Genomic DNA, 1059 nt, shown 5'->3' with positions numbered 1-1059 from the left:
CCCTACAGGCTTACACCAGGTATTCCATCACCTGGCCCAGCTACCTTCCTGCGTCACCCCATCGCTTGACTACTACAGCCAGGGTCTCGTGCAGCAATTCTCCCTCTCACCCGAAGGCTCGATAAGAAAACATTTGGACGATTAGCACAACTGATTCGCCATTGGGCGCGGATACACGGGTACGGGAATATCAACCCGTTGTCCATCGACTACGCCTGTCGGCCTCGCCTTAGGTCCCGACTCACCCTGGGCGGATTAACCTGGCCCAGGAACCCTTGGTCATTCGGCGGACGAGTTTCTCACTCGTCTTTCGCTACTCATGCCTGCATTCTCACTCCCGTGGCCTCCACAGCTAGTTCACACTGCTGCTTCCACGGCCACAGGACGCTCCCCTACCCATCCACACTCCTGGCTCGAAAGCAGAATAATGTGTGAATGCCGCGGCTTCGGCGGTGTACTTGAGCCCCGCTACATTGTCGGCGCAGGATCACTTGACCAGTGAGCTATTACGCACTCTTTCAAGGGTGGCTGCTTCTAAGCCAACCTCCTGGTTGTCTAAGCGACCCCACATCCTTTTCCACTTAGTACACGCTTAGGGGCCTTAGCCGGCGATCTGGGCTGTTTCCCTCTCGACTACGAAGCTTATCCCCCGCAGTCTCACTGCCACGCTCTCACACACCGGCATTCGGAGTTTGGCTGACTTCGGTAAGCTTGTGGGCCCCCTAGGCCATCCAGTAGCTCTACCTCCGGCGTGAAACACGTGACGCTGCACCTAAATGCATTTCGGGGAGAACCAGCTATCACGGAGTTTGATTGGCCTTTCACCCCTACCCACAGCTCATCCCCTCAGTTTTCAACCTAAGTGGGTTCGGGCCTCCACGACGTCTTACCGTCGCTTCACCCTGGCCATGGGTAGATCACTCCGCTTCGGGTCCATAATGTGCGACTCAAACGCCCTATTCGGACTCGCTTTCGCTACGGCTACCCCACACGGGTTAACCTCGCCACACACCGATGACTCGCAGGCTCATTCTTCAAAAGGCACGCCATCACCCCACA

1 rRNA gene is annotated in these 1059 nt (G+C 56.8%); it reads right to left on the bottom strand.

The window, feature by feature from the left end:
* Window positions 1–1059 (bottom strand): 23S ribosomal RNA (locus QC180_RS30110); the annotation flags it as partial.

The organism is Nocardia anocheti, from assembly GCF_029675105.1.
In the GTDB taxonomy this organism is placed as follows: Bacteria; Actinomycetota; Actinomycetes; order Mycobacteriales; family Mycobacteriaceae; genus Nocardia.
This window is presented reverse-complemented; position numbering and strand designations above follow the sequence as displayed.